The sequence below is a fragment of the Paenibacillus sp. RC67 genome (assembly GCF_030020805.1).
GTDB lineage: Bacteria > Bacillota > Bacilli > Paenibacillales > NBRC-103111 > Paenibacillus_S.
Genome location: NZ_CP125098.1, coordinates 7715392 through 7741404 on the forward strand (window position 1 = coordinate 7715392; position 26013 = coordinate 7741404).

Genomic DNA, 26013 nt, shown 5'->3' on the forward strand with positions numbered 1-26013 from the left:
GGAACCGTCCAAATTCCCGGTTCCCTTCGCACCTAGCTTCTCATTATTTATTGTTCGCCTCGAAGGCCGCTTGATGCTCCTTCGTCACATCCTTAGGATCTTTTTTCTGGACGAACAGGTTTTGAATGCTGGTCAAATGAGCTTGTGCCGTTCCGGGGTTCATCGTGTTGTCGAAGGCCAAATCGCCACCCTGCACCGTTTTGAATAAATCAAGCACATCGATTGCCAGCTGCGAATAGCCGGCGGCTTTGAAATCGCCGTCTACTTTTTGCGCCAAGCCGACCGCATTTTTCATATCAAACGACACTTTAGGGAAATTAGTCATGAAGTAGTTAAGAAAGTCTTTCGTTTCTTTCAAATGCTTGCTGTTAGCCGATACGGCAAAGGCACTTCCCGGTGCCAGCATGTATTGATCCGGATTTCCTTTTCCATCTACCGCTGGGAACTTGAATACGCCAACCTTACCTTTGACCGATGAATCGTCGATGCTTCCTGTTGCCCATGTTCCCATGAAATACATGGCCGTCTTACCTGTTTTGAACAGGTTCTCCCCTGCGTTATAGTCGAACGATGTCGCGCCTTCCTGGAATGCACCCGCTTGAACGAGATCCTGAAGTTTCGAAACCGCCAACTCAAATGCCGGGTCATTGAATGTTTTCTTTTTATCCATAACATCCTTGAGGAAATTCGGTCCACCGTTTGTCCTTAGCACCATGTTCATAAACAAGAAGGATCCGGTCCAAGTGTCTTTCTCCGGTAGGGCGATCGGTGTAATGCCCTTAGCCTTCAGCTTCTTGGACACCTCAACCATTTCCTCAAAGGTCTTAGGAACCTCAACGCCCGCTTGAGCGAACAGTTCCTTATTGTAGTACACAACGGCAATATTGTTGCCATCCGGGAAAGCATACACGTTATTGTTGAAGGTGTAATAATCAAGGATGCCTTTTTGGAACGTATCCTTCAATCCGTTCTTATCCATTACATCGTTCAAAGGTGCCAGCAATCCGGCATCTACAAATGGTTTCATCTGTGCGCTTGGATTAACGATCGTAATATCCGGCACTTCTTTGGAGGCTGCTTGGGTTTTGAGCTTCAGCTTCTGCTGGTCGGTGTTCAAGGAATCAAGCTCTATCTTAATGTTTGGGTTCGCCGTCATGTAATCGGCTACAATTTTCTTCATGATTTTATTTGTCGGGGTCGTCGGGTCCGGGTATATGTTTTGGAATGTGATTGTTACTGCACTTTGCTTATCTTTCTCTTTGCCTGCGTCACTGGAGCTGCCCCCCTGACTCGTTTGACCAGGTGACGGGCTACCTCCGCCTCCACATGCCGCAAGACTTAATACAAGCGTTCCGGTCAAAGCCAGATGGACCTTACGCAATTTCTTCATCATTGCTCCCCCTCACATCAATTCTCCCTGTTACATGCTTATTATTGCATTCGGGAGAGCTATTCAACAATGAACAAACTTAAGAGATTAGGTTTGTTTTTTATAGTGGGGATATTCGCGGAGTAGGATATTGTGCAGCAGCTGTAGTCTTCGTATTATATTATTAATATAAATATTATATTTGTATGAGAAATATTTCTTCTTGACGCACTGCTGCAAACATGATAACTTTTATTTAAAGTAATCAACTTACAAAATTATAGTCAAAGGGAGAGGATCTTGTGTCTAAAGGAAGTATCATTATTACCCTAATACGCATCCTATTCGGAGCGATGTTTATGGCTCACGGTATTTCTAAGCTGCAAATGGGGTTGAGCAATGTGGCAGGCTGGTTCAACAGCATTGGTTTACCGGGGCAGCTCGGTTATGTGGTTGCCTTCTTGGAATTAATTGGCGGCGTACTTCTTATCGCAGGCTTGGCTACCCGTTATATATCAATTGCTTATATTATACTGATGGCAGGAGCCATTATTAGTACGAAGCTGCCGATGGGACTTCTCGGAGATGGTAAAGCTCCAGGATTCGAGTTGGAGCTAGCCTATATGCTGATCGCACTGTTCTTAACTGTAGAACCACATAAAGGCTGGGGCCTTGACCGTTTATTCGGGCGTACTGCAAATTCAACCAATTAATCATTTAAGGAGGCTGCGATAATGGGAACATCATTTTTTATCGGTCACGGATCTCCAATGCTTGCAATACAGGATCTCCCTTATACTCGGGAGCTGCGTCAGCTAGGAGATCAATTGGGCAAGCCTGAGGCGATTATTTTATTCTCCGCCCATTGGGTAAACCGTCAGCAAGAGCTTACGTATTCGAATGATGTGTACGAGACGATTTATGATTTCGGCGGCTTCCCGGATGAGCTGTTCCGGGTTGTCTATCCTGCCCGGGGAGCGGTTAGCATCGCTGACGAGATTCATACGTTGCTGGAAGCTGCCGGTATTCCGGCGAATCGCAACACAACCCGCGGACTGGACCATGGTAGCTGGGTAGTGCTGCGGCATATGTATCCTGATGCCGATATTCCTGTTATCGCGCTCTCCGTTAATCCGCTGCTGCCGCCGGAGCAGCACTATCGTATTGGGCAAGCCTTGGCAGAGTTTAGCGATAACCAAAACGTTGTCGTTATTGGCAGCGGGGCAACCGTGCATAACTTCCGCGCAATGGACTTCGGCAAGCCGGATCAAGCCGATGGCTGGGCCAAGGAATTCGACGATTGGCTCATTGGCCGGATGAAGGAATGGGACACCGCTTCCTTGTTCGATTATTTGAACCAAGGGCCTTACGCTAAAGTTGCAACGCCGGATTACGAGCATTTCCTGCCAATATTCATCGCCATGGGCGCAGGCCATACCCGGAAGAAAGCGGAGCTTCTTCACCAAAGCTACCAATACGGTTCACTCAGTCATTTGATCGTGAAATTTTAATCATTGAAGTTAGGGCGGCTGCTCCACAATGGGGCGGCCGTCTTTTTGCACGGCTAGGATTGAAACATCCATTTAGTGGAAACAATAGATACGAGAAACCGGTTACAAGGAGCGATGCGAATGCAGTATAATCTCACGACAAAACATGATATGAAAGAGATTATTTTATCCGCCATTGAGCAAGAGAAATGGAATGCCGCCATTAAACTGATTCAAACCGTTCAAGAAATGGAACGCAGCGGCAGAGAGAGTATACTCATTGAGATTAAGCAGCATCCTTCCGGATAACCGTATCTGTATCTGCTTAACGAACAGCTGCAGTTCGCCTGTCTCCTCTATTCTTCTAGGCAAGTAACCCTATCTGTCCTCCCCTCATACTGTAATCTACGGAGGGGATTCATTATGTCTTGGCATCAAAGCATTCATTATTTAATAGGTAAGCCGGTCGGCGTCTCTTTAGCAAACGGTCAGGGAGTGTCGGGAGTTCTGTGCAGCGTGAACGAAGGAGAAATTTACTTGCTTGAATATTTGTACCACACGCAGTTTGCGACAAAGCATTATCCGCTCAGCCAGATTCAAAATATACTTCCCTACCCTGCCTGCTACTCGGCTCAGCCCGCTTATCCGCCAGCTCAGCAAAGGCCTTATTATTGATTTGCACGTTGTAACACCAAATACGTCTCATCTGCAAGGACTGTCCAGCGTCTAGTTGGGCAGTCTCTTTCTTACTACACAGGAAAGGCCCCTTCCAATAACATCCGTTTATATTCCGTTTAAAAATGTATCGTATTCTGCTCTTACCAAAGTACCAAAAGGAGCGAATGCGTAAATGTCGAATACAAAACCAAACATGAAGCTGATTTTGACCGGGCTGCTGCTTGGGCTGCTGTTAGCTTCTCTCGATCAAACAATTATGTCTACATCGATGCCCACGATTATTAAAGATTTGGGAGGAATGTCGCTGTACAGCTGGGTGTTCTCCGTGTATATGCTCACCTCAACGACCAGTATGCCAATATTCGGCAAGCTCGCCGACTTGTACGGGCGCAAGCGCATCTACTTAATCGGCATGGCGTTGTTTATGGTAGGGTCAGCCTTATGCGGCATGGCTAGCAACATGACGGAGCTGATCGTGTTCCGCGGGCTCCAAGGCATTGGCGGCGGCGCATTAATGCCCATTGCCATGACCATCATTGGAGATATCGTATCTCCGGAGAAACGTGGAAAGATGCAGGGGCTATTCGGAGGTGTGTTCGCCTTATCCAGTATTATCGGTCCGGCTATTGGCGGATTTATCGTTGAGCATACGACTTGGAACTGGATTTTTTATATCAACCTTCCCTTCGGTATAGCCGCTATGATCATCATGTCCATAGCGCTTAAAGAAAGTAAAAGCACGGAGAAGCGCTCCATCGACTGGCTTGGCGCCATTACTTTAAGCGGATCGATCATCTCCCTGCTGTTAGCGCTCGTGCTGGGTGGCAGCGGTGGAGAAGGTGTCGTCCATTACGCCTGGGGATCTGTCCAAGTCATCGGCTTGTTCACTACAAGCGCGGTTCTGCTTGCCCTATTTCTCTGGATTGAAAAGAAAGCGAAGGAGCCTATTCTTCCGCTTCACCTGTTCAGCAACCGTGTCATCGCGATCTCGTATTTAACCGGCTTTCTGATGAGTGCCGCCATGTTTGGCGCCATCACCTATATTCCGCTGTTTGTGCAGGGAGTTATAGGCGTCAATCCTTCCATGGCGGGCTATATTCTGACACCTATGATGCTATCGGTCTTTGTGGCTGCCATGATCGGAGGCCGTCTCATCATCAAGGTACCTTACCGTGTTACGATTATATCAAGCATGGCCCTCATGGCCATCGGATTCGGGCTGCTTTCGCAGATGGGAGTTCACACTTCCAATAGCACGATCATTATGTACATGATTATTGCCGGCCTTGGTATGGGGCCGCTTATGCCAACCATCAATACAGCAGTACAAAGCGAAGTAGGCAGACAGCTGCGCGGCGTTGCTACCTCCTCCGTCCAATTTTTCCGCTCCATCGGCGGGACGATTGGAGTCAGTGTTATGGGCGCCCTAATGGCAAGTCGGATGAGCAGCGGTCTAGCAGGTATTGGTGATAGGCTCCCGCAAGTCCCATCAGAGAAGCTGGCAGCACTGGCTAATCCGAGGGTACTTCTAGACCCTGCAGCAATGAGCAAGCTTCCGCATGAAGTTCTACTAGAGCTCCAAAAGGTATTCACAGCAGCAGTCAATCAGGTGTTCATGACAGGGCTCATTATAGTCCTCATCGGACTCATTGCAGGCTTCTTTATAGGCAAAGCCCGTTTAAGCAGCCAAAGTTCGGGCGGCTCCGGTACTGAAGTACAGGAGCAAAAGACTACAGCAGACGGCAAAAAAATCTATGCATGAAGCCGAACTCGTATAAGAAGAGGAACTGGTATATGATATTTCCAACACGACTTTTTATTCCTTTCGGACCGTTGGATTTTATTGCAGAAAGAAGGCTGACAAATAAGATGACAAAAATAATGATTGTCGATGACGATGCGCATATCCGCGAATTGGTGCGGGTTTTTCTATCCAACGAAGGCTTCGAAATAGTTGAAGCCTCGGACGGCGTAGAGGCGCTCACCATGCTCGCGTCGGTCACTGTAGATATGGTCATTCTAGATATTATGATGCCTAATATGGATGGCTGGGAGCTGTGCAGCGAGCTGAGGGAGCATTATGAGCTCCCCCTCCTCATGCTGACAGCCAAAGGAGATACAGCTCAGAAGGTCAAAGGCTTCGAGCTCGGTACGGACGATTACTTGGTAAAACCATTTGACCCGCTAGAGCTGGTCGTCCGGGTAAAGGCTTTGCTCAAGCGGTATCGCATTGCATCCTCCCAGACGATTCAATTCGGCAAGCTATCGATGAATCGCAAAACGTATGAGCTTATTGCGAACGGCGAAAGCATGACGCTGCCTTTAAAGGAATTCGAGCTTTTGTTCAAGCTGGGCAGCTACACGGGCAAAACATTCTCACGAGAGCAGCTCATTGAACAATTGTGGGGTTATGATTTCGAAGGTAATGAACGAACGGTCGACGTTCACATTAACCGGCTCCGGGAGCGGTTTCCCGAGGAAACGTACGACTTCAAAATCAATACCATCCGGGGGCTCGGTTACCGGCTGGAGGTTCTTGTATGAAACAAAAGAAACTCCCCTTCAAATTTGTTTTTGGATTGACCGTCTTTTTAACCGTATCTATTACACTATGGACCGTGGCTTCCCTACTGACCGCATATTACTACGATTGGCGCGGCAAGGAAGCCCGATGGGACGAGATGCTCGGCAATGGAAAGACGATTGCCGCCCTGACCGACAACAATCCCGGAAATATGGATGGCTTGTTGAAGCAGTTGGCGCTTCTGAAACAGGAACGGCTTGTTCTCATCGACAGTTCGGGCCGCAAGCTGGAATTTGGAGGAGATCCGGCCGTGTCATTCGCTTCAACTATCGATCAGACCGAGATCGATCTAGTACTTTTGGGCAGGGAGGTTAAAAAGGCGGAGCGTACCAATGTGTTTCAGCCTGGGCTTGCGACCACAGGTCAGTCCATCTCCATAGCCGGCCACCCCTATGCTCTGTTCATTCAAGCAGATACGGAAAGCCTGTTCCACGATTACGGCAAACAGCTCGTCACGGTGTTTGTCAATTTCCTTCTTCTTTTCCTGCTGGCCTTGCTCGCATCGCCCAAGAGAAAAAAACAGATGCTCTCTTTAAAACGAATGATCGATGCCATCCGGAAAATGGCCAAGGGTGACTTCAATGTCACTTTCGAGACACACAAGGACAACGGCCCTTGGGGTGAATTGGCGGAAAACCTGAACCATATGGCGGTTGAGCTGAATCAAATAGAGCAAATGAGGCAGGAGTTCATTTCGAACGTCTCCCATGAAATTCAATCTCCCCTTACGTCCATCACGGGGTTCGCGCGTGCGCTCCACAATGACCGGCTAAGTGTCGACGAACGCAGGCATTATCTTCATATCATCGAAACGGAAAGTACACGTCTGTCGAAGCTGAGCGATAACCTGCTGAAGCTAACCTCCCTGGAGTCGCAGCATCACCCCTTCGAGCCCAAGCCTTATCGGCTGGACAAACAGCTGCGCAGGCTGGTTCTTGCATGCGAGCCCCAATGGCTGGACAAGAACATCGAGATGGACGTGTCCCTCGATGAGCTGACCATAGAAGCGGACGAAGACATGATGAGTCAAGTATGGGTGAACCTGATTAATAACAGCATCAAATTCACTTCGGAGGGCGGCACCATTGGAATTCATCTGAACCAGCAGGACAACGGCGCCATCATCCGAATTTCCGATACCGGCATTGGTATATCGCCTGAGGACCAGGAGCACATATTCGAGCGCTTCTACAAAGCCGATAAGTCACGCCAACGTTCAAACGGAGGAAGTGGGCTAGGACTTTCCATCGTCCATAATATCATCGAGCGGCACCGAGGCTTCATCTCCGTCCAAAGCCGGATTGGTGAAGGTACCACCTTCATCATCAAGCTTCCGCTCAAAGTAAGCAAACAAGAAAAAAACGCTCTTTCCTGAGTTTAGGAAAGAGCGTTTTGTGTATGAATTCTTAGCCCTTCAAAGAACCTGCGGACATTTGCATAAACGATTTATTCGCCAATGCGTACACGACCAGAATCGGCAGGATGGACAAGCAAGCACCTGCCAGCATCAGGTTAAGCTGTGCAGCATCGCCTGTGCCGTAGCGAAGATTCGCCAGACCAACGGTCAACGGCTGCAGCTTCGGCGAGCTCATCGTGAAGACGAGCGGTAAGATATACTCGTTCCAGCCATGACGGAAGGCAAACAGTGCCGATACGCCAAGACCTGGAGCAACCAATGGCAGTACGATACGCCAGTAGATACGGAAGTATCCACAGCCGTCCAGCATCGCCGCTTCATCCAGTTCTTTCGGAATCCCTTGAAAGAATCCGAGCAAAATGAAAAAGGTAGAGGCATGAGCCGCAATAAGAATAATGACAACGCCCCACAGCGTTTTGTTCAAGCCGAGGGAAACCATGATATCGTATTGCGGACGAAGAACAACCGCACCGATAGAGATAAACATTGTAGCGGATTGGATGAACACGAACAGCTTTTTACCTGGAAAAGGAAGCCGGTTCGCCGCGAAAGCCGCCATGGAAGCGACGATTAGCGTACCGATAGTGGACACAATACTGATAAATAAACTGTTCCACGTAAAGGTGCTGAAATTCCCTTTTTGCCAAGCGTTTAAGTAGTTGCTGAACTGCCATGACTTAGGAAGAAAGGTATCGCCCAAGTTAATTTCGATATTGGTTTTAAACGAGTTGATAATCGCCATAATGACTGGAAACACGGTAACGACAAGGACAATCAGCAAAAATGCCCAGAGTACGATAAGGCCTGTATATTTGCTAGCCTTGGAACGGCTTTTTTGCCCCGCGTGTACGGTTGCAGGCGCGCTATTCATAGTAATCGCTCCCTTCCCCTATTAATAAACCTTGTTAAGGCGTTTGGAAATGTAGAAGTATGCTGCTGTAATAACACCGACGATAAGAGCAGTAACGAAACCTACCGCACTACCGTAACCGAATTGTGGCTGTACACCTGAACCAGTGGAAACTGGGAAGAACAGCTTGTACACGTACAAGAACATAACTTCCGTCCTGCCAACCGGCCCGCCCTCGGTGAGTACCATGATGCTCTCATAACCCTTCAGCGAGTTGATAATGGCATACATAATGATGATTTGCAGTACAGGTCCGAGCATAGGAATCGTAATGTACCAGAACTTTTGAGCTTCGTTGGCTCCATCCAATGAAGCACTTTCGTATACATCATTTGGAATGCTCTGCAAGCCTGCGATGAACAGGAGCATGTAGTTCCCGAAGGCACCCCACGCAGCGATCAGAATAACCGTAAGCATCGCGTGCTTCTGGCCGAGCCAATCAATAGGCTGACCGATGATGTGAAGATTCAGTAGCATTTTATTCAAAATACCGTTGTAGGAGTTAAATACAATAAAGAAGACAACCGCCATAACCGCGGAACTGATAACCGTAGGCATGAAATAAACAGCCCGTAAAAATTGGCGTCCGCGAATCGCCCGGTTCAAAATAACCGCGAGAATCAATGACAGCGGCAGCGTAATGAGCAGCTTGCCCCCCGCATACATAAAGGTGTTCCATACCGAATCCCAATACATTTGGTCATGCATCAGCTGTTTGAAATTATCGAGACCGATAAAAACTTCTTTCCCGTAGCCTTTATAATCGTAAAACATATACCGGATAGCCCAGCCGATTGGATATACGGAGAAAATTAGCGTAAGGAGCAGACTCGGGAGTACGAATACAGATGAAACTCCTAACAGCCTGGATTTTTTTATCATAATGTTCCCTCCTTAGAGTTTCGTCGAAGACGAAACTTACTTCGTAAGCGTTAGCTGAGTTTCACTGAAGGTGAAACTAACATCGTAAGCATAGACTGAGTTTCACTGAAAGTGAAACTTACTTCGTAAGCATCTTTTCACAATGCTTTGGCAAAAAGAAGGGGACCCATCAATATAAGGTCCCGCCTCTGAATCATTTTACGAGTTACAACCTACATTACTTCAATTTCATTGGATCAAAGTTCGGATCCGGAGTTACCTTCACATCGCCGGCTTTCACCGATTTATCAAGAGCCTCGTTATAACGTTTGGTCAAATCAGCAATGATGCTGTCCAGATCGCCGTTGCCGTCCAATACATATTTCCAGAACGCATCCGCATATTTCAAACCTTGCAGTGAGCTATCCACGTTTGGTTTGATAGGCCAGATAGCATCGGATTTATTAGGCACAAATTCTTTGTAGCCGTAAATATCCGGAGTTTTCATTTTTTCTGCAACAGATTGAAGAACTGGCATACCCAGACCTGTTTCTGCATATTTCACAAGGTTTTCTTCGCTGTACATGTAGTTCATGAACTTCCATGCCGCTTCTTTATTTTTGGAGCTGCTGCTAATGGACAGCCATTGTGCACCGTTCATTCCGTTTAGGCCTTTGATATTGCCGTCAATGGATGGTACATCGGCTGCAGCCCATTTGATTTTCGTAGGGAATTGGGTTTGGTAAACGCCGATTTCCGCAGAGTAGGACAAGTACATACCAATTTTGCCTGCAGCGAATTGTGCGCGCAGCGGGTCAATATCCATCGATTCGACGCCTGGCAGCATGCTGCCGTTATCTTTCATTTGCTTGAGCGCAGTGATCACTTCTTTGTAGCCTGCGAAGTCGTATTTACCGGTTTTGAAATTAAAGCCGTCTACGCCGTAGCCGCTCACTTCGAGAATGTTACGAACGGAACGCTCCATAGCACCTGTAGGGTTCTTAAAGTTCTCAGCAAATCCATAGATGCCGTCTTTTTTACCCATATCGGTAATCTTTTTGGCTGCATCCACCATTTCTTGAAGCGTTTTTGGCGGATTAGCAATGCCCGCTTTTTCGAACAATTCTTGGTTATACACTAAGCGAATCGTTGTACCGTAGTTCGGCAATGTATAGATCTTGCCATCGTACGTGTTCGCGCTGTCTCTCAATGTGCTTTCAAAGCGTTTTTTCATATCGTCCTTCATGAACGAATCAAGCGGCTCAAAATAACCCTTACGAGCCATGTTCACGAAATCGAATTTAGCATTAAGAATGTCTGGAGCTTGTCCGCTTGCGTAAGCAAGATCGACGGATTGAACATAGTTCTCCGACATAACGCTCATTTCCACTTCGATATCTTGGTTATCCGCGTTGAATTTCTCTACAAGACCTTTAATATAATCGGCATCATGACGGTCAGCTGTCCAGAATGTCAGTTTGGTTTTACCACCACTGCTTGCTCCTCCAGCATTAGCGCCGTCCTCTTTATTTCCACAGGCTGCAGCCGTAAAAGCTAAAGACAAGCAAAGCAGAGCTGCCATTGATTTTTTTACCATAATGTAACCCTCCTGTTCAAAACTTAGGTTTCTCTTATGTATCTAGAATATGCGATTTTTGTCGAAAATGGAGTGCGGTGAAACGACGACAAAGGGATAAAATCCGACGATGGTCCTACAAACATTTTTCCCCCTCTAAGTTGGACCCACGTTTTGAATGGTTAAAACCTATGAAAAAATTATGATAAATGGTATAAAGCGCGGACATCCTATATTACAGACTGCATCAAGAATTTCATTCGATTGGAAAAAGATGCTATAGTGTAAAGGTACATATAAGTATTAATTAATACGGGAGGTACTGATTAGTGACATCCACTCTTTACGAACAATTAGGCGGAGAAGCGGCCATTTCAAAAGTCGTAGACGAATTTTATAAGCGAATTTTGGCCGATGATTCCATTAATTTCTTCTTTTCCAAAACGGATATGGAGAAGCAGCGGAGGCATCAAGCGAAATTTATTAGCTTTGCTCTTGGAGGACCTAATCAATATTCCGGCAAATCCATGGAAAAAGCTCACGAGGGGATGAATCTCCAGCCAGAGCATTTTAATGCTGTAGCCACGCATCTTCATGACGCGCTCTCCCATTTCGGAGTGGAGGAAGCTAAAATCGATGAGGTATTAACCCACGTAGCCACGTTAAAGGACAATATCCTTTACAAGTAAAACGAAAAAGCCCTTCTTGCCGCTCCTTCACAGGGAAATGGGCATCTCAGGGCTTTTATTTATGACCGACCGCATATATTACTGGATACTATCACTTAAAGCATTTCCAACAGCTGATGATATTTAGACAATAATGCCCCATCCTCCACTTTAACGCTGGAAGTATAGAAGGTTACCTGCCCCGTACCCTCGTTGATCTGATTGCTTGCTTCGAGCACTCGTTTTAAGTTTTTGACTGTGCCTACGCTCCCATCCATCAAAACGACATCATCCGGAAATAATTTTCTAAGACTTCCTTTAAAAAAAGGGAAATGCGTGCAGCCCAGAACGATAGTTCCATACTGCTTCAGGTCGAACGGAGATAGTTGGTCCTCTAAATAGCGTGTGACAGCCTCTTCATGGAATTCATATCGCTCTGCGAACTGAACCAGGTTAGGCAGTGGCAGCTTATCTACGATAGCATGGCTATCGATGCGGTCTACCAGATCATGAAACTTCTTCTCCTTAAGCGTCAACGAAGTAGCCAGAACCAGCACTCTTTTGCCCATTGCCTCGCTCGCTTGCACGGCCGGCTTCACAGCAGGCTCAATACCGAGAACCGGAAAAGCGTATTTGGCGCGCAAATCCTCCACCGCCACACTCGTCGCCGTATTGCAAGCGATAACGACAGCTTTTACTCCCTGCCGGGCAATAAAATCGACCGCTTCAAATATATACCCCTTCACTTCCTCCTTCGGCTTCTCGCCATACGGAACGTTCAAGGTGTCTGCATAGTAAATATAATCTTCATTAGGCAGCTGCTTCAATGCCTGGTGAAGTACGGTTATCCCGCCGATACCCGAGTCAAAAATGCCGATTTTCAACACATTCACTCTTTTCTATCTTTATGTTCGTTTTTATTATTTTACTGCGGCTCAGCTATCTTTTCTACTAGTACCACAGCCGTCTCACGGAAAAATGTATAATCGCTTCATAATATGTTACACTGAGTAAACCGCTCCACACTAATAAATTCCTTTATAAGGAGATCGCTGGTTAAACGCACGAAGCTATAAGGAGAACTGCTGTACCATGATTCGAAATATAAAAAAACTGGATTACAACGTTCTAATCCTTCTGTTTTTGTTCATGATTATTAGTACTTTATTAATAAAGAGTGCAACGACCTATGATGAACAGTACCACAATCTTTATATAAAAAATATGATCAATTACGGTATCGGTTTCTTCGTTTTGATAGTGACAGCCATTTGGGATTACCGCTTGATCGTGAACATTTCGTATTACATCTATGGTGTAGCCCTGCTTCTATTGATTGCCGTATATAAGCTGGGCAGCGAAATTCATGGAGCCTCGGGCTGGTTCGAGCTGCCATTCGGATTTAACTTTCAGCCTGCCGAATTGATGAAAATCGTTCTGATCTTAGCTATGGTAAAGCTGCTTGAGCAAAAAAACTACGATCACTTAAGAATTATACGCGATGTAGTTCCCATGGCTCTCATGACCTTTGTACCTTTTGCTCTTGTTCTGATCCAGCCGGATTTGGGAAATGCCATTATTTATCTTGTTATTCTCTTCGCTATGCTTTGGATGGGAAATTTGAAATACAAGCATATGCTTCTGCTGATCATGCTCATAGCGGCTTCCTTAACCGCCTTCGTATACAGCTATGTTCACTATCATGAGCCGATAGAGCAATTTTTGCTGGACAAAAAGCTCGGACATTGGTCAGAGCGCATCGATACCTATTTAATGCCGGATCAAGCTTCGGACGACGCCACCTATCATGTCAAAAAAACAATAACCGCCATTGGCTCGGGACAATTAACCGGCGAAGGCTTTATGCAGGGCAGCTCGAAAAACCGCGGACGCATTCCATTCGCGTATTCTGATTCCATCTTTGCTGTTATTGGCGAAGAATTCGGCTTTATCGGGTGCTCCATTCTGATCGCGCTCTATTTAATCCTGCTGAGCAAGCTGTTATTCTTGAATTCTAGCGGCAATTACACTTCGGGATTTATTGCCGTAGGAGTATCGGCTGTTATGCTGTTCCAAATCTTTGAGAACATCGGAATGCTCATGGGCCTGATGCCGCTGACCGGGATTACCCTCCCCTTTATCAGTTACGGGGGAACTTCCAATATTATTAATATGTTCTCTATTGGTCTTATACTTAGTGCGCACATTCATCGAGATTGACTGGGAGCCCTCTGATCGTTTAGTTGTGAAGCTTTAGAAAAACAGCTTGAATATTGCTAGTATAATCCGATGGAATGTGCCACTCCGGCCGCTGTTGAAACCCGTGAATTTGATTTGAATTAGTGGTATTTTCACGGTTTTCAAAGGCGGACGTAAACTCCTCCGAACCACAATCCCATCTAATTATATCGCAAATTTCACGCAAGACCGGTTTTCTCTAAAGCCTGCCCTCTAGCGATAAGAGGGCTTTTTATGTTTCAGAGAGTCCTGCGTTTTGACGAAACTCCGAAGGAGTCATCCCCGTAACCTTCTTGAATACGTCACTGAAGTACCGCCGCTCCTCATACCCGAGCGCGGATGCAATTTCTTGAATCTGTCGGTTCTGCAGCAGCATTTCCTTCGCTTTATCCATCCGCAAGGCGGTGACAAATTGGTTGAAGCTCATGCCGGTCACTTTCTTGAACAAATTGGCGAAATAGCTGCCGCTCAGATGCACCTGCGAAGCGCAGTGTGCTACGGTCAGCTCTGCCGACAAATGCTGCCTGATATAGGCAATCGCCTGCTCAATGACCAGATGCGCCTGCGAAGCGCTCCGCTCCTCCACGATGCTGCAGCCCTGCTCGCAGATTTGCTTCAGCAGACCATAAATATCGTGAACGGTACGCCCGCTGCTCGCCTCCATTTCCTGCAGCAGCTCCTCGAGCGGCTCAATATCCTCATAAGACAGCTTTTCCAACAGCATTCGCACCAGCATATTCGCGAATCCGTGAAGCAGCAAAGCGAGATACCGCGGCTGCGGGCGCGGCTTAAAGTGGACCAGTTCATCATACACTTCTTCAAGGATGCCGAGCGTTCGCTCCCGGTTGCCGGATTGCAGCGCGAAGGCGATATCTTGTACCCGATCTGCAGGATATTTGGGAAGCTGCTGGTTGTCCTCGATAACGTCACCATAACATACAACCCCATTACCCCCGGTATAAAAGTGGTACGACATCGCCGTTGTCGCCTGCTGATAGGACAGCGGCAGCTCATGAATTTTGCCAGCACGATTGCCTACCCCAATTGATACGGTGTATTTAGCATAACGGGCAATATGATCACAGCAGCGCTCTGCTAACGCAGACGGACTTTCTTCATCATACTCGTTATATATAACAACGAACCGACCATCGGAGTCCCGGAATATCACACCCTTCGTGTGATTGTGGATCGTTTCCTCCAAAATATTTTGCAATGTAAAGCGTACCAGCTCAATTTCGCTTACCGGCCAGTCCTTGCTGATCTCCTGAAACCGGTCGATTTCAAGCACCATTACGACGAAGTTTTCCCGGTCGAGCCCGATCTGGAGAAAGTCCCATCGCTCACGAATCTTGTTCTCGTGAGCCTTGTGGTGAATCAGCAGATTAAAGAACTCCTGCCGCAATACAGGCAAGCTTTCCTTCACCCGCCGCTCCATCTCCCGAATATTCGACTGCTGACGTTTCACTTCAAGCACGGCCAGTCGCGCTTTCTGTACCGTCTCGGTAATGTCCTCCAGCGAGAATGGTTTCGTGACGAAATCGAAGGCCCCCAGACGAATCGCTTCCTGAGCGTATTCGAAATCGCTGAAGCCGCTGATCAATATGATTTTGCATTGTGGCAGCGCTTGGACAATGGAACGCGTCATCGTCAGTCCATCCATCTTCGGCATGCGAATATCGGTAACGATAATATCCGGTTGCTCCTTCAAGGCAAGCTTCAAGCCATCTTCCCCATTCAGACATGCTCCTGCAATGGCAATGCCATACTGCTCCCACGATATTCCGTTCACAAGGCCGTCTACAACGTCCTTAATATCATCAATGACGATCATTCGGATCATCGTCGAGTCCATCCTCTTCCCCTCCTCTGTACCATGGCAGCACCACTGTCACCGTGGTCCCTGACCCTAAGGTACTGTCAATGGTCATACCCGCTTCATTCTCGTAATACAGCTGCAGCCGTTCGACAATATTGTGAAGGGCATAGCTATCCGACGATTCGGCAGCTTGACGGAGTGATTGAAGCGTATCGGCATCCATACCGTGACCGTTATCCTGAATAGTAAATACCAAGCGGTCTTCAACGGGCTCCAACCTTACAATAATGAGGCCCCCATCCTGCTTGTTCTTAAATCCGTGTAAAATGGAGTTCTCTACCAGCGGCTGCAGGAGTACCTTCAATATCGAATGCTGCTGAATATCCTCTTCTTGCGGAGCCTCGATCCGAAATTCAAACAAATTCTCGTAGCATCTTTGTTGAAGCGACAAATATTGCTCCACGTGCAACAATTCTTTCTTGATTGTTGTCAGTTCTTTGCCGTTGTTGAGACCGAGCTGGAACAGCCGCGATAACGCCATCACCATCTGACCGACCTCTTCAGATTTCTTCAGCTGCGTTTTCCAGTAAATCGTGTTTAACGTATTGTATAGAAAATGCGGGTCGATCTGCGCCTGCAGCGCCTTGATCTCCGCCCTGTGCTTATCTTTTTCCACACGCTGGTTCGCCTCAATCAGCTGCGCGATCTGCTCCAGCATCCGGTTAAACTGCTTACCTACCTGGGCCACCTCGTCATTACCGCCAGTTTCGAAACGTACGCCCAGATCGTTATCTCCCGCGCGCCGCATTAGCTTCTGAAGCTTGGTCAGCGGATTGGCGAGCAGCGTGCTAAGTCCGTTGGATACGAGAAAACCGATGATGATACAAATGACCATTACAAGGAGTGTTGTCCACTTGATCCCATTCGCCTGGCTCATAAGCTCATCGGTTGGCTTAACGCTAATGTAAGTCCAGCTGGGATCAACCGAAGATTTGACGAAGTTCACCAGATACGTATCGCCGTGGAAATCAAAGTCGAATGCCCCTTGCAATTGGGAGCCGATTCGCTCCCGGAACTCAGGTTCTTTCAGCATATCACCGTATTGATACGGCCTTTGCATGAACACCGATGTTCCATCCTCTTTCATAATCGTAACACCTTCACGCCATTCGTTAATATTATCCGTTAGAAAGTGAAGAAGGCCATCTTCTCTCAGATTCACAATAATATAAGAGTTAGGAACCGGGAAGCTGGCAATCGCATTGATCACCAAAGAAAGGACAGGAACTTCCCCCGCAAAAAAGGTGTCCTTATGCCCTTCTATCCAAATGGCATGGCGCTCCTCATGAATTCTATCGTACATTGGCGTGCCGACAAAGCCATTCTGAGTCTGTCTTGGCGCATCCGCAGGATAAAAATCCCCTATCGGCGTAGTCAGCAAAACGGAGTGCAGCAGCGGTTCGTTCAGCTTCAATTGCATAAACGGCGTTTGCAGCGCAGCATAATGGGCAAAGTAGCTAGATTGGTCTCCCGTTATGACGTCTCTCATTGTCTGTTCGTAGGAGCTGCTAATAACCAGCGTCATCAAAGATAGCGCGACATGGTTCAGCTTCTCGTCAAAAGCTTGCGATGATTTGTTCAATGTATCCTGGCTTAGCTTCAATGCATTGTTTTGCACAACGTTGGCCGAAATATAGTAGGTTGTCCAGCCGACGGTCATGACCGACAAAATAATCATCAGAACAAAAGCGATACGCAAACGGTGCTTAAATGGATATTTATTCAATAAATAACGAAACATGATGCTCGATCCCTTCTTACGACCGTTCCAGCCCCATACGACTCATGAGACCGAGTTTATGCTATAAATCATACCACGCTCGTGTCCGATTTCAAAAAAATGGAGGGAGGCAGTCAAACAAGATAAGCTCTCTGTTATGAGCCCTTTCCGCATAATTTTTTCATCTTATGCCATATTAAACAATAAATGAAGGATCGGAATGGGATGACTATGAGCTTTCTTCACTGGTTTAAATGGAAAACGCACCAACCTGCACCGCCACACCAAGCGCAGGAGAAGCTATCAGGCATGGTCAACACCTCGCTTGCGGCTAACATAGCGGAATTAAGCACTCTCTTCAGTCTGGCCCCCGATCTTGTCATACGGCACCTGACCATCCAATCTACAGGGCATGAGGCAGCACTTGTATACTTGAACGGTCTTAACGACAAAAACTCTATCAACAATAACGTGCTCCGTCCGCTTCAGAACGGTACCACCAACGGCAGTTCCGATTCATCGTCCTCCGTAACCATCGGATATATTATGAAGCTGAAGCGCTGGGAAGACGTCGAGTTGGCTATCTTCCAAGGCTACAGCGTTCTTTTTACAGAGGGGCAATCCGAGGTACAGACCTTCGACACCCAAGGCTGGCCGCAGCGATCCATCGAAGATCCGCAGATCGAGTCTTCTCTGAAGGGCGCCCATCAGGGCTTTGTAGAAACAGGCACTCAGAATATCGCCATGATTCGCCGGTACATTCCGAATCGGGAGCTCAAAATGAGGGAGCTTACGGTAGGTCGAAGAGGCAAAACAAAAGTGTCCATCCTTTATTTAGCCGATGTCGCTCATCCCGACGTCCTAAAGGAGCTGGAAGACCGAATCGGGCGGCTGGATGTCGATGCGATATTGAACACAGGGGAACTGGAAGGATTTATTGAAGACAATCCCTATTCCCCGTTCCCTCAATTTTTGTCGACGGAGCGGCCGGATGCTGCGGCATCTCAAATATTGCAAGGAAGGTTCGCTGTCGTTGTCGATCGCTCTCCCAGCGTTCTGATTGGCCCTGCGACGTTCACGTCATTTTTCCAGAGTCTGGACGATTATAGTACACGTTGGCTCATCGCCACGTTTATTCGATTATTGCGTTTTGTTGGTTTTATTGTGGCTGCCTTTCTCCCGGCCCTCTATATCGCAGCGATCTCATTTAATTATGAGGTTATCCCGATAAAGCTGATTTTATCGATCGGGGAATCAAGGGAACGCGTGCCCTTCCCTCCTATTGTCGAAGCCCTTCTGATGGAAATTACATTGGAAATGCTGCGGGAGGCTGGTATTCGCTTACCAACACCGATCGGACAAACTGTGGGTATCGTAGGGGGTATCGTTATAGGTCAAGCGGCGGTTCAAGCAGGCATAGTGAGCAATGTCATGGTTATCGTGGTAGCGGCAACAGCAATCGCTTCCTTTATTATTCCGAACTATGATATGGCCTCTGCCATTCGTCTTATCCGTTTTCCTATGATGATTATCGCTTCTATGTTCGGTATCGTAGGAATCGTCATCGGGTTAATGACCCTCATCGCTCATCTGATTTCACTCGAATCACTCGGTACGCCTTATGGCAGCCCAGTGGCACCTATGCGTTTCGCCGACTGGAAAGACACGTTTGTCCGGCTGCCAATATGGAAAATGAATAAGCGCCCGGTCAGCGCAAGACCTCTCCAGGATAAACGGCAGGGCTCCAATCACCCAAGAGGTGACGGCAAATGAAGAAGTATCAGTACAACGAAATCACTCTGATGCAATATATTTTTCTCATTCACGGCTCTCAGCTCGGAATCGGGCAGTTAGCTCTGCCCCGCCATTTGGCGGAGAAGGCCGGGGTCAGCGGATGGGTACCGCTCCTGTTGGGCTGGGCGAGCTCCGTAGCCGCCAGCCTCTTCATCATCTCGGTTATGAAAAGATATCCGAACGGAACACTGCCCGATTTGCTGGTTCATTACTTTGGCAAAACGATCGGTAGAATCGGAGCCGCATTGATGGCGGTGTTTTACGCCTTTTCAAGCTTGACCTGCATTATAGCTACGGGCTTGATGATCCAGGAGTGGATGCTTCCCCAAACACCGCTATTTATTTTAATGATTTTGTTCTCGATTCCGACTTATCTCATTACCCGCAACGGAATTCGGATTATAGGAAGGTATAACGAGCTCGTCTTTTTCCTGACGATTCCTATGGCCGTCTTCTTGTTGGCTCCATTGAAGGATGGACACCCGCTGCACCTGCTGCCGCTTCTCGGAGAAGGATGGAGTCCCTTATTCCAAGCTACCTTGGTAACCGTATATTCCTTTCTTGGCTTTGACTCCGCACTGATTTTATATCCGTTTCTGAAAAAAAAGCAGTCAGCGGTCTTAGGCATTACAATTGCCAATACGATGTCCATGATTCTTTTTTTAATGACGGCGCTATCCTGCTTTGCCTTTTTCAGTCCTGATGAAATCACTCAATATCATCAGCCCACCTTGGACCTGCTGAAGGTCGTAGAATTTCGTTTCGTGGAACGGCTGGAGCTTGTTTTTTTGTCCGGCTATCTATTCGTTATTTCCGCCACATGGGTCGTTCTTATGTACAACACCGTCTTTTGCACAAGCTGGCTCCTCGGAAAACAGGATCATCAAAATCATGTGCTGGTCTTGTTGGCCTGTATTGTAGTGTTGGCTTATTTCCTCGATCCCTCAGCGAATCAGTTGGAAGATTGGTTTCATTTGCTGACTGGGGCAGGTCTGGTGTATGCCTTTGCGATGCCGGTCCTTTTGTGGTTGTACATACGAGGGAAAGAATTGGTTCATGGGAGGAGTCGCACATGATGAGACGCGCACAGGTTCTGACAGGGGTTATCTTGCTCACACTTCTCCTCTCCGGCTGCAGAGATCGGCACAACCTGGAGGATCTGACCGTAGTGCTTATCCTTGGAATCGATGTGGACCGCAATAACAATCTGGTGTTCTACGAATCAAGTCCTGTATTTAACAAGGAAGCCAAGGATAAGGAAGAGGAATTCGGGGTAAAGGCCTCAACGTTTCACGAAGCCAGAGAAGTATTCGACGCTATGGTCACCGCCTTAAGCGTGGACGGAAAAGTACAGCTCATCCTGCTCAGTCAACGCCTTTTGCAAAGAGGGGATTGGTTCCCTCTATTTGATACGTTTTACCGTGATGCCAAGAATAGCTTATCTCCGAAGATCGTGGCCGTAGATGGCTCCGTCTCGGACATTATCCATTTTTCCCCTAAGGACAAGCCATTGCTTCCTGTCTATATTACCCGGCTCATCGAGGAGAACCATCGGCGCAATATAACGGTTAGCACGAACTTATTGGATTTGCATCGGCAAATGACCGACAGGGGAATGACTCCTTTCATCTCGGAAATAAAAAAGGATAAGGAACTTCAGCTTATAGGAACAACGCTGCTGCAAAAAGACGGAAAGTACGCCGATTCGCTCAACCTCCAACAAACGACGCTGCTGCGTATTTTACAGGAGCATAAGCATGGAGAACAGTCTTTGACTCTCTCCGTTCCGGTAGGCGAAAAGACGGATTTCTACGATCAGAACAAGCTGAGCTTCATCATTCAGCATCTCTCCACCAAAACGAAAACAACTTATGAACAGGGGCGCTTTCGGTTCCGGACGCATGTGAATATGACCATTTCGCTGACGGAGCGGCTGTTTCCTTATAACATGAGAACAGAAGGCCACCAGCTGGAGCAAATGATTCAGGATCAGATGCAAATTCAACTGCAAACGCTCATCAAAAACATGCAGAAGCATAAGGCCGATCCCGTAGGCTACGGCGTATGGGCGAGAGCTTACCAATATAAAGCATGGTCTGAGGTTAAAAATCACTGGCACGAAGCGTGGTCCAAGGCCGATGTTAAAGTCACTGTTGGAGTGAAGATCAAAGGTTCCGGTCCCATCAATTAAGGTCCAGCACATCGATAAAAGATCGGGGGGTGGCTATGAGGTGAAGAAATATGCCTACAACAATATTACGTTCATGCAGTACACCCTCCTCATTCACGGTTCCCAGATCGGAATAGGCATCCTTCAGCTGCCTCGTCAGTTGGCCGCAACTGCAGGGACCGACGGCTGGATGGCCATCATTATCGGATGGGTCATATCCGTCATAGCCAGCCTCTTTCTCGTTCAAGTGATGAAGAATCATCCGGAGGATACATTAATCGACTTGCTGCCGCGATATTTCGGGGTATGGGCGGGAAAAGTCTTCAGCTTGCTGTTTGCGTTCTATTTCGGATTTTTGGCTTATACCGTCATAAGCCGTGCTATTCTGTTCATCAGCTCATGGATCCTGCCTCAGACGGCGGACTATACCCTGATGATTCTTTTCTGCATTCCCACTTATCTCGTTGTTCGCAACGGTCTTCGCATTCAGGGCAGATATTCCGAGCTTGTGTTCTATATCTCCTTGTGGATGCCTCTATTTTATTTGGTTCCGCTGAAGGATGCTCATTGGGAATATCTGCTGCCGCTGGTCAAGGACGGTTGGGCCCCTATCCTGCATACCGCTTCGTTTACGATCTACTCATTTCTTGGGTTCGAAACTGCCTTTTTTCTATATCCTTTTTTACAGAAAAAGGAATCTGCCGCCCTAGGGATCGTAATCGCGAACACTTTGTCTATGCTTGTATTTCTGTTCGTGACGATCTGCTGCTTCGTCTTCTTCAGTCCTGAGGGCATTTTGCAATTTAATGAACCTACGCTCAATATATTGAAGGTCGTCGAATTAAGCTTTCTGGAACGGCTGGAGATCGTCTTTCTAGCTTTTTACTTATTCATTATTTCTACCACCTGGATGCCTTATATGTTCTGGGCTGTATTCTGCAGCAGTCAGTTGTTCGGTAAACAGAATCATCACCTTCATCTTATCGTGTTCTTGCTTCTGACGATTGCAGCGACTATAGGGTTCAAGCTCTCGTTTGATAAGAATGATCAGTGGCAGCAGATTCTCGGCAATGCGGGAGTGCTGATTTCCTTTGCGCTTCCCGTCGGTTTATGGCTTTACATCGGAGGCCACCGACTGCTTAAGCGGAGGAGAAACTAATGAAGCGACTTCTTTGTCTATGGATTGCCCTATTAGCCATTCTTCCAGGATGCAATGATCGTCTGGATCTTGAGGATATGTCGATAGGACTTATGATGGGGATCGATTTGGATGAAAATGACCGGTTGGTCTATTATCTGTCGAGCCCTGTGTTTAATAAAGAAGCGAAGAGAAAAGACGAGGAGAATGAGGTCACCTCATCGACCACAGTCCAATCTGAGAAAAAATTGGATGGACTGACGACAGCATTGACCGTTCGTGGGAAAGTACAAGTGCTGCTGCTTGGCAAACGCTTGCTGCAGCAAGCGGACTGGTTTCCTCTGCTGGACGTTGCGTTTCGAGATACCAAATTCACAGTTAACGCAAGAGTCGTTGCGGTAGATGGACCCATCTCGGAGGTCATTCACTTCCATCCTAAAGACAAGCCAAGTCTGCCAGAGCATTTGTCCAAGCTTATTGATACGGCTAACGAAAGAAACATCACGGTCAAAACCACGCTGCAGGAGCTTCATCGCCAAATGTACGAGAGAGGGACTACGCCCTCTATCTCCGAAATCAAGAAAGTAAACGATATTGAAGTCAAAGGTACTGCACTGCTTAACGAACAGGGGAAATATGTGTCGTTGATCACGAGGCAGGAGAACACACTGCTGCAAATTTTACAGCGCAAAACCAAGGAAGATCTATCGATGACGGTCAGTATTCCGCAAAAGCAGCCGGATGGCGGGATGATAAAAAAGAAGCTGACCATTTTGCCTGAGAAGCTTAAGCTTCAAGTGAACAGTGCTTACAATGAAGGCCGGTTCGAGTTCGATATTATCGTTCGAATCAGCTTCAGCCTAGTGGAGAAGCAGTTTCCGCGTTTTACAGTGCTGTCTTCACCGAAGCTTGAGAAGATCATTAACGAAGAGCTGGAGAAGGAGTGCCTCAGCCTGATCGCGAAGTTCCAAAAAGCCCAAATCGACCCGATCGGGCTCGGCTTGCATGCAAGAGCTTATCATAATGCGCAGTGGAAAGAAGTGCAGGATCACTGGGGCGAGGCGCTGGCCCGCTCGGTGATCCGGGTTACCTTCCAGACCGAAATAACAAAGCTTGGGCCCGTTCCGTAAGAGCATCCCTTTCCAATCTCCTGCATGCAAAAAGACTGCCAGACGATCAGCGAATCGTCCAGGCAGTCTTCTTATCATCGTAAAGTCCAGCGGTTACAGCAGAGCTTCAATGCTCGGTTCCATGTCCATAGGTTCCACGGCCGGCTCAAACCGTCCTACCACGTTGCCGTTGCGATCCACGAGAAATTTGGTGAAATTCCATTTGATCTCGTCGCCTACTAGCAATTCAGGCTGCTTTTCCTGCAGAAAGGCATGCAGCAGTCGTCCGCTGGCATTGCTCAGGTCAAACCCCTCGAAAGGCGCCTGTTCCGTCAAATAGCGGAATACTGGGTGAGCGTCATGGCCTCGAACATCCGTTTTTTCAAACAATTGAAATTGTACGCCATAATTGATTTGGCAAAACGACTGTACCTCTTCGCTGCTGCCGGGCTCCTGTTCATTAAATTGATTGCATGGGAAGCCTAGAATTTCCAAGCCTTGAGCGCTATAGCGTTCATGAAGCTTTTGCAGGTCGGTATATTGAGGCGTAAAGCCGCATTTACTAGCTGTGTTAACAATAAGAAGAACTTTGCCCTTGTATTGCTCCAGCTGTATCTCTTGCCCTTGCAGTGTTTCTGCGGAAATATGATAAATAGACATGATTCATTCCTCCGTTTTCATTTGATGGATTGTATGCAGGAGTGCCGTTAACTTCTCGCGCCACTCAGCCGCTTCTTCCTTTTCAATACCCATTTGGCAAAATAACTGGCTCGGGATATCGTAAGCCTGCTCTTTCAGCTTCGCTCCCTGCTCCGTGAGGCATATCCTTACCTGGCGTTCATCCTTGCTGTCGCGAACCCGACGGATAAGATCCATCTGCTCCAATCGCTTTAACAGCGGCGTCAAGGTGCCGGAATCTAAATAAAGACGGCTGCCCAGGTCTTTCACCGTTACGTCATCCGATTCCCACAGAGCCAGTAAGGTTACATACTGCGTATAAGTCAGACCCAGCTCATCCAGAAGAGGCCGATACAGCCTCGTAATTTCTTTGGAGCATGCATATACGGCAAAACACAGCTGATTATCCAGCTTCAACCATTCATCCTTTTTCATCCGCACCTCCAACTTGATTTCGCATAATTAAATTGTGTACAATTGAATTACTCACAATTTAACACACTCTTTCGTTTTGGTCAATACTTGTTCTCCATGAATTGTATACAAAAGTCCGGCACCCCAAGATGTCGGACTTTCAAATAGAATAATTTAAAATTCATCCAACGAAGCAATACCGTAACTGCTTCGGCGGTATATTAAGGCAGCCGATACAAAGCAAATGGAGCTCCATAGCGAAACGATTCGCTGATGGAATCCATTTCTTTCAAATGGTCTGGAGCCATATTTACCGACAAGCTCATCAAATTGGCGGCTACCTGCTCCACTCGTGTCGCCCCTACGATGACCGTCGATACGACCGGCTGCTGGATGAGCCAAGCAAGCGATAGTGCGCTCGGGGAGCAGCCCGCTTCCCCAGCCAGCTGCTCCACTCTTCTGCCAAGTGCAATTTTGTCTTCACTTAGAAAACGGCTGAAGTTCGGATCAGTGTCTGCGCGTGATCCTGGAGGCGCAGCATCAGGAGAGCTGTATTTCCCCGTAAGAATTCCCCCTGCCAAAGGAAAATAAGGAATGATACCGACCCCTTGATCCAGGCAGAGAGGTACAAGCTCCTGCTCTGGCGTCCGGTCAGCCAAAGAATAGCTGATTTGTGTGGAAACAAATCGATTTAGTCCCAGCCGCTCGCTGATGCCGAGCGCCTTCATAAGCTCCCATGCCGCATAGTTAGATGCACCGATATAACGCACTTTCCCTGAGCGAACCATATCGTCCAGAGCCCGGAGCGTTTCCTCGAGAGGCGTATCCGGATCAAACGTATGGATTTGGTACAAATCCACATAATCCGTCTTCAGCCGGCGCAGACTGTTCTCCAATTCCTGCTGCAGATGATAGCGAGACGACCCGCGCTCATTAGGTCCCGGTCCGCGGACCAGGCCAGCCTTTGTTGCCAGAACCACTTCATGACGTTTGCCTGCCAGCGCCAGGCCAATGATTCTTTCCGACTCAGACTGGGCGTAAATATTGGCCGTATCGATGAAATTGATCCCGTTATCCAATGCATGATGAATAATTTGCATGGAGGTTTCTTGATCAGCACGTTTGCCGAAGGCATTAGTCCCTAACCCCAGAGCGGAAACTTTCAAGCCGCTATTTCCTAAGCGTCTAAATTGCATGTCATGTTCTCCTTTTCTCAACATAATATAAGTTGTTGCATGACCTGTACGGTAGATACGATTTGGAATCATTCAATGATGTCATTCTACCATTTGGGAATGATTAGCTCGAAATTGCATTTCT

General features: G+C 47.4%; 24 protein-coding genes. 14 read left to right on the top strand and 10 right to left on the bottom strand.

The window, feature by feature from the left end; all coding sequences use genetic code 11:
- Window positions 1–43: 43 nt before the first annotated feature.
- Complete coding sequence (locus QMA13_RS35115) at window positions 44–1393, bottom strand: extracellular solute-binding protein (RefSeq protein WP_282938363.1); 1350 nt, start codon at window positions 1391–1393, stop codon at window positions 44–46.
- A 278-nt stretch (window positions 1394–1671) separates the two neighbouring features.
- Between QMA13_RS35115 and QMA13_RS35120 the strand changes: the two genes are divergently transcribed.
- From QMA13_RS35120 to QMA13_RS35150, 7 genes are all read left to right on the top strand, one after another.
- Window positions 1672–2082, top strand: coding sequence for a DoxX family protein (locus tag QMA13_RS35120; protein WP_282938365.1), 411 nt, complete (start codon window positions 1672–1674; stop codon window positions 2080–2082).
- A gap of 21 nt (window positions 2083–2103) precedes the next feature.
- Window positions 2104–2880, top strand: coding sequence for a DODA-type extradiol aromatic ring-opening family dioxygenase (locus tag QMA13_RS35125; RefSeq protein WP_282938367.1), 777 nt, complete (start codon window positions 2104–2106; stop codon window positions 2878–2880).
- A gap of 120 nt (window positions 2881–3000) precedes the next feature.
- A complete protein-coding gene (locus QMA13_RS35130) occupies window positions 3001–3168 on the top strand; it encodes a hypothetical protein (protein WP_282938369.1) in 168 nt (55 codons plus the stop codon).
- Window positions 3169–3282: 114 nt separating this feature from the next.
- Window positions 3283–3534 carry a hypothetical protein gene (locus QMA13_RS35135; RefSeq protein ID WP_282938370.1) on the top strand — a complete coding sequence of 84 codons (252 nt, stop codon included), beginning with the start codon at window positions 3283–3285 and terminating at the stop codon, window positions 3532–3534.
- Window positions 3535–3709: 175 nt separating this feature from the next.
- The gene (locus QMA13_RS35140) at window positions 3710–5299 is read left to right on the top strand and encodes an MDR family MFS transporter (protein ID WP_282938371.1); all 1590 of its coding nucleotides are present in this window, start codon (window positions 3710–3712) and stop codon (window positions 5297–5299) included.
- A 107-nt stretch (window positions 5300–5406) separates the two neighbouring features.
- Window positions 5407–6081: a response regulator transcription factor gene (locus QMA13_RS35145; protein WP_282938372.1), complete on the top strand. Its 675-nt coding sequence runs from the start codon at window positions 5407–5409 to the stop codon at window positions 6079–6081.
- Window positions 6078–7496 (top strand): HAMP domain-containing sensor histidine kinase, encoded by a 1419-nt coding sequence (locus QMA13_RS35150; RefSeq protein ID WP_349254190.1) that lies wholly within the window; start codon window positions 6078–6080, stop codon window positions 7494–7496. The genes QMA13_RS35145 and QMA13_RS35150 overlap by 4 nt, the downstream gene beginning before the upstream one ends.
- Window positions 7497–7527: 31 nt before the next feature.
- Here the strand turns inward: QMA13_RS35150 and QMA13_RS35155 are convergent, their stop codons facing one another.
- From QMA13_RS35155 to QMA13_RS35165, 3 genes are all read right to left on the bottom strand, one after another.
- Complete coding sequence (locus QMA13_RS35155) at window positions 7528–8409, bottom strand: carbohydrate ABC transporter permease (protein WP_282938373.1); 882 nt, start codon at window positions 8407–8409, stop codon at window positions 7528–7530.
- A gap of 21 nt (window positions 8410–8430) precedes the next feature.
- The gene (locus QMA13_RS35160; protein WP_282938374.1) at window positions 8431–9330 is read right to left on the bottom strand and encodes a carbohydrate ABC transporter permease; all 900 of its coding nucleotides are present in this window, start codon (window positions 9328–9330) and stop codon (window positions 8431–8433) included.
- A gap of 217 nt (window positions 9331–9547) precedes the next feature.
- Window positions 9548–10906 carry an ABC transporter substrate-binding protein gene (locus tag QMA13_RS35165; protein ID WP_282938376.1) on the bottom strand — a complete coding sequence of 453 codons (1359 nt, stop codon included), beginning with the start codon at window positions 10904–10906 and terminating at the stop codon, window positions 9548–9550.
- Window positions 10907–11214: 308 nt separating this feature from the next.
- On the opposite strand from QMA13_RS35165, the gene QMA13_RS35170 reads away from it, so the two are divergent.
- Window positions 11215–11574: a group I truncated hemoglobin gene (locus QMA13_RS35170; protein ID WP_282938378.1), complete on the top strand. Its 360-nt coding sequence runs from the start codon at window positions 11215–11217 to the stop codon at window positions 11572–11574.
- 95 nt (window positions 11575–11669) lie between these two features.
- Here QMA13_RS35170 and murI read toward each other — a convergent pair whose 3' ends face one another.
- Window positions 11670–12437 (bottom strand): glutamate racemase, encoded by a 768-nt coding sequence (gene murI, locus QMA13_RS35175; RefSeq protein WP_282938380.1) that lies wholly within the window; start codon window positions 12435–12437, stop codon window positions 11670–11672.
- Window positions 12438–12645: 208 nt separating this feature from the next.
- Here murI and QMA13_RS35180 point away from each other — a divergent pair, with 208 nt between their 5' ends.
- Entirely contained in the window at window positions 12646–13773 is a 1128-nt protein-coding gene (locus tag QMA13_RS35180; protein ID WP_282938382.1) for an FtsW/RodA/SpoVE family cell cycle protein, read from the top strand.
- A 250-nt stretch (window positions 13774–14023) separates the two neighbouring features.
- Here the strand turns inward: QMA13_RS35180 and QMA13_RS35185 are convergent, their stop codons facing one another.
- Window positions 14024–15646, bottom strand: a complete 1623-nt coding sequence (locus QMA13_RS35185; protein ID WP_282938383.1) for a response regulator — start codon at window positions 15644–15646, stop codon at window positions 14024–14026.
- Window positions 15612–17411, bottom strand: a complete 1800-nt coding sequence (locus QMA13_RS35190) for a sensor histidine kinase (protein WP_282938384.1) — start codon at window positions 17409–17411, stop codon at window positions 15612–15614. Before QMA13_RS35190 ends, QMA13_RS35185 begins: the two co-directional genes overlap by 35 nt.
- 210 nt (window positions 17412–17621) lie before the next feature.
- Between QMA13_RS35190 and QMA13_RS35195 the strand changes: the two genes are divergently transcribed.
- From QMA13_RS35195 to QMA13_RS35215, 5 genes are read left to right on the top strand one after another with little or no spacing between them, the layout of a single operon-like run.
- Window positions 17622–19163, top strand: coding sequence for a spore germination protein (locus QMA13_RS35195; RefSeq protein WP_481858266.1), 1542 nt, complete (start codon window positions 17622–17624; stop codon window positions 19161–19163).
- Complete coding sequence (locus tag QMA13_RS35200) at window positions 19160–20260, top strand: GerAB/ArcD/ProY family transporter (RefSeq protein ID WP_282938386.1); 1101 nt, start codon at window positions 19160–19162, stop codon at window positions 20258–20260. The genes QMA13_RS35195 and QMA13_RS35200 overlap by 4 nt, the downstream gene beginning before the upstream one ends.
- Complete coding sequence (locus tag QMA13_RS35205; protein WP_282938387.1) at window positions 20257–21375, top strand: Ger(x)C family spore germination protein; 1119 nt, start codon at window positions 20257–20259, stop codon at window positions 21373–21375. Before QMA13_RS35200 ends, QMA13_RS35205 begins: the two co-directional genes overlap by 4 nt.
- 40 nt (window positions 21376–21415) lie before the next feature.
- Window positions 21416–22513, top strand: coding sequence for a GerAB/ArcD/ProY family transporter (locus QMA13_RS35210; RefSeq protein ID WP_282938389.1), 1098 nt, complete (start codon window positions 21416–21418; stop codon window positions 22511–22513).
- Window positions 22513–23622, top strand: coding sequence for a Ger(x)C family spore germination protein (locus QMA13_RS35215; protein ID WP_282938390.1), 1110 nt, complete (start codon window positions 22513–22515; stop codon window positions 23620–23622). Before QMA13_RS35210 ends, QMA13_RS35215 begins: the two co-directional genes overlap by 1 nt.
- Window positions 23623–23715: 93 nt before the next feature.
- Here QMA13_RS35215 and QMA13_RS35220 read toward each other — a convergent pair whose 3' ends face one another.
- The 3 genes from QMA13_RS35220 to QMA13_RS35230 all read right to left on the bottom strand — a co-directional run bounded on the left by QMA13_RS35220 (window position 23716) and on the right by QMA13_RS35230 (window position 25889).
- The gene (locus QMA13_RS35220; RefSeq protein WP_282938391.1) at window positions 23716–24261 is read right to left on the bottom strand and encodes a glutathione peroxidase; all 546 of its coding nucleotides are present in this window, start codon (window positions 24259–24261) and stop codon (window positions 23716–23718) included.
- A 3-nt stretch (window positions 24262–24264) separates the two neighbouring features.
- Window positions 24265–24714, bottom strand: a complete 450-nt coding sequence (locus QMA13_RS35225) for a MarR family winged helix-turn-helix transcriptional regulator (protein WP_282938392.1) — start codon at window positions 24712–24714, stop codon at window positions 24265–24267.
- Between the two features lie 200 nt (window positions 24715–24914).
- Complete coding sequence (locus QMA13_RS35230) at window positions 24915–25889, bottom strand: aldo/keto reductase (RefSeq protein ID WP_282938394.1); 975 nt, start codon at window positions 25887–25889, stop codon at window positions 24915–24917.
- Window positions 25890–26013 lie beyond the last annotated feature (124 nt).